General features: G+C 66.8%; 2 protein-coding genes and 1 pseudogene. 2 read left to right on the top strand and 1 reads right to left on the bottom strand.

Features of this window, described 5'->3' with window-relative positions:
* Positions 1 to 31: 31 nt before the first annotated feature.
* Positions 32 to 673, bottom strand: a complete 642-nt coding sequence (locus ACDP63_RS24360) for a TetR/AcrR family transcriptional regulator (protein WP_024844568.1) — start codon at positions 671 to 673, stop codon at positions 32 to 34.
* Between the two features lie 304 nt (positions 674 to 977).
* On the opposite strand from ACDP63_RS24360, the gene hpbA reads away from it, so the two are divergent.
* Complete coding sequence (gene hpbA / locus ACDP63_RS24365) at positions 978 to 3,137, top strand: N-methyl-L-proline N-demethylase HpbA (RefSeq protein ID WP_409928810.1); 2,160 nt, start codon at positions 978 to 980, stop codon at positions 3,135 to 3,137.
* 59 nt (positions 3,138 to 3,196) lie between these two features.
* Positions 3,197 to 3,559: pseudogene (locus ACDP63_RS24370) on the top strand (hypothetical protein); the annotation flags it as partial.

The following is a 3,559-nucleotide window of genomic DNA, read 5'->3' on the forward strand; positions in this document are numbered from 1 at the left end:
GCAGCCTCTCCATATCGCTGCCGGGGCGCTGTTACGGTGGCGGCTTGGCGGCGGTTTTCACCCGGGCGTTGAAGCGGGCGATCTCGCGCGGCTCGGCGCTCTGCCCGGTATAGATCTCGACATAGGTCGGGATGCGCGCGAGCCGGGTTTCCAGCTCCTCCTGCACCCGCATCGAGATATAGCCGATCTGCGTCAGATAGATGGTGCGCGCCCGCACGTCGGCCTCCTGCTCGCCATGCCCCCAGCGCACCAGCATCTCGCGCAGCGCCGAAAGCCGCGTCTCGTCCGCGGCCGCGACGCGCACGGCCACCGTGTCGTCCTGCAAGGCCCAGCTGCGCACCGCGAATTCCAGCTTGCTGTCGAAGACCCCCGACAGAAAGCAGGCCAGCACGTTCAGCATCGCCTCCGCCCGGCTCTCGGCATATTCTTGCGCCGCCTTGACCAGGGGATCGGTCGTCCGCTCCTCCCAGCCGTCGATCAGCGCGGTCAGCAGCGCCTCGCGATCCTCGAAGAACCAGTAGAAGCTGGTGCGCGACAGGTTCAGATGCCGGGCCAGGGGCTGGATCTTCACCGCGTCGATGCCGCCGTCGATCAGCGCCTGGTAGCCGGCCTCCAGCCAGCCCTCACGCGACCCACGCCATCCGGTTTCAGCGGTTGCTGCACGATTTCTCATGCCCTTGCAGTAGCCCGGTATTCGATTCGCCGCAAGAAAAAATGTCCTGTCATGATCCCGTTGTGTGCATGATTGATTTTTTAATTGACACATATGAACATTNCCCTCACGCGACCCACGCCATCCGGTTTCAGCGGTTGCTGCACGATTTCTCATGCCCTTGCAGTAGCCCGGTATTCGATTCGCCGCAAGAAAAAATGTCCTGTCATGATCCCGTTGTGTGCATGATTGATTTTTTAATTGACACATATGAACATTGCCCCGATCCTGAGCGGCGACTCCCCACCCCGCACAGGCAGAGCCGATGTCGAACGATCCCCTTCTGCAGCCCTATCAGCTGAAGCACCTGGTGCTGCGCAACCGCATCATGATCACCAGCCACGAGCCGGCCTATCCCGAGGACGGCATGCCCAAGGACCGCTACCGCGCCTATCATGTCGAGCGCGCCAAGGCCGGGGTGGCGCTGACCATGACCGCCGGCTCGGCCTCGGTCTCGCNCAGCCACGAGCCGGCCTATCCCGAGGACGGCATGCCCAAGGACCGCTACCGCGCCTATCATGTCGAGCGCGCCAAGGCCGGGGTGGCGCTGACCATGACCGCCGGCTCGGCCTCGGTCTCGCGCGACAGCCCGCCGGTGTTCAACAATATCCTGGCCTGGAAGGACGAGGTGGTCGGCTGGATGAAGAAGCTGACCGACGAATGCCACGACCACGGCTGCGCGGTGATGATCCAGCTCACCCATCTGGGCCGGCGCACCCGCTGGGACAAGGCCGACTGGCTGCCCGTCGTCTCGCCCAGCTTTGAGCGCGAGGCGGCGCATCGCTCGTTCCCGAAGAAGATGGAGGACTGGGACATCGAGCGCATCATCGGCGACTATGTCGATGCGGCCGAGCGCATGAAGGCCGCGGGGCTCGACGGGCTTGAGATACAGGCCTACGGCCATCTGATGGACCAGTTCTGGTCGCCGCTGACCAACGACCTCGATGGCCCCTATGGCGGCAGCCTCGACAACCGGCTGCGCTTCACCTTCGACGTGCTGCGCGGCATCCGCGCACGCTGCGGCGAGGATTTCATCCTGGGCGTGCGCTATACCGGCGACGAGGACCTGCCGGGCGGGCTGACCGCCGAGGACGGGCTGGCGATCTCGCAAAAGCTCAAGGACAGCGGGCTGGTCGACTTCCTGAACGTGGTCAAGGGCCATATCGACACCGATGCCGGGCTGACCGACGTGATCCCGGTGCAGGGCATGCGCAACGCCCCGCATCTGGACTTCGCCGGGCAGATCCGCAAGGCCACCGGCTTCCCGACCTTCCACGCCGCCAAGATCCCCGACGTGCCGACCGCCCGCCACGCCATCGCCGCGGGGCTTCTCGACATGGTCGGCATGACGCGGGCGCATATGGCCGACCCGCATCTGGTCCGCAAGGTGACCCTAGGCCGCGAGGACGACATCCGCCCCTGCGTCGGCGCCAATTACTGTCTCGACCGCATCTACCAGGGCGGCATGGCCTTCTGCCTGCACAATGCCGCCACCGGGCGCGAGCAGACCATGCCGCACACCATCCCGCCTGCCCCGGCGAAAAAGCGCATCACCGTGGTCGGCGCCGGTCCCGCCGGCATGGAGGCCGCCCGCGTCGCGGCCGAGCGCGGCCATGCCGTCACCGTCTTCGAGGCCGCCGACCAGCCCGGCGGCCAGATCCGCCTGACCGCGCTGGACGAGCGCCGCCGCGAGATGATCTCGATCATCGCCTGGCGCATGGCGCAATGCGAGAAGCATGGCGTGAAGTTCCGCTTCAACACCTTCGCCGATGCGGCCGAGGTGCTGGCCACCGAGCCCGACGAGGTGATCGTCGCCACCGGCGGGCTGCCGCATGTCGAGGTGCTGGAGCAGGGCAACGAGCTGGTCTCATCCGCCTGGGACATCCTGTCGGGCGACGTGAAGCCGGGCCAGAACGTGCTGATCTTCGACGATGCCGGCGACCATGCGGCGCTGCAGGCCGCCGACCTGATCTCGGCCAGCGGCGCCGCGGTCGAGATCGTGACCCCGGACCGCAGCTTCTCGCCCGAGGTGATGGCGATGAACCTGGTGCCCTATATGCGCAACCTGCAAAAGCGCGACACCACCTTCACCGTCACCTGGCGGCTCCGCTCGGTGACGCGCGAGGGCAACCGGCTGCGCGCGCGCCTGGGCAGCGATTACGGCGCCTTCACCCGCGAGCGCATCGTCGACCAGGTGGTGGTCAACCACGGCACCCGGCCGCTGGACGAGCTCTATTTCGAGTTGAAGCCGCTCTCCTCGAACCTGGGCGAGGTCGATTACGAGGCGCTGACCACCGGCGGGTTGCAGGAGGTGCGCAAGAACCCCGGGGGCCGCTTCCGCCTCTACCGCATCGGCGATGCCGTCGCCGCCCGCAACACCCATGCCGCGATCTACGACGCGCTGCGGCTGCTCAAGGATCTGTGAGGCACCAGGGGAGCGGGGAGGCACGCCGACGCCATGCTGCATCCGGGAGGTGAACCGAAATGCCGAGACACCAGGCTTGGCAAGGCTTTCTCGATGTCGCCTTGCCCGCCATGCGGGCACGCGCCCGTGACGGCAATTCGCCGGCCTCGCTTCAGGGCATTTCCGAGGCAATCCTCTCGGTTGGGGACCAAGGGGCGGCACCGGCCGGCCTGCCGGTGGTCGAGGCTTGGCTCGACACAGCCCTGGCCGTCCCATGGAACACCAGGACTTGCCGATCTTTTGCAGGCGGTGCAGCGGCTGGCGCCGCTCATGTGCTGGCGCAGGCGGACCGGCGATGCCGCCGCCAGCGCGAATGTGCCGAAAGCCATGCCAATGCCATGCTGCTCGGCCCCGCCGGCATCCAGGAGCGCCGCGACCCCAGG

Origin of the sequence: Paracoccus sp. P2, from assembly GCF_046335115.1 — a bacterium.
GTDB classification, from domain to species: Bacteria; Pseudomonadota; Alphaproteobacteria; order Rhodobacterales; family Rhodobacteraceae; genus Paracoccus; species Paracoccus pantotrophus.

Excerpts from the sequence above, each read along its gene's own strand:
- ACDP63_RS24360 (WP_024844568.1), bottom strand. The coding sequence starts at position 673 with ATGAGAAATCGTGCAGCAACCGCTGAAACCGGATGGCGTGGGTCGCGT.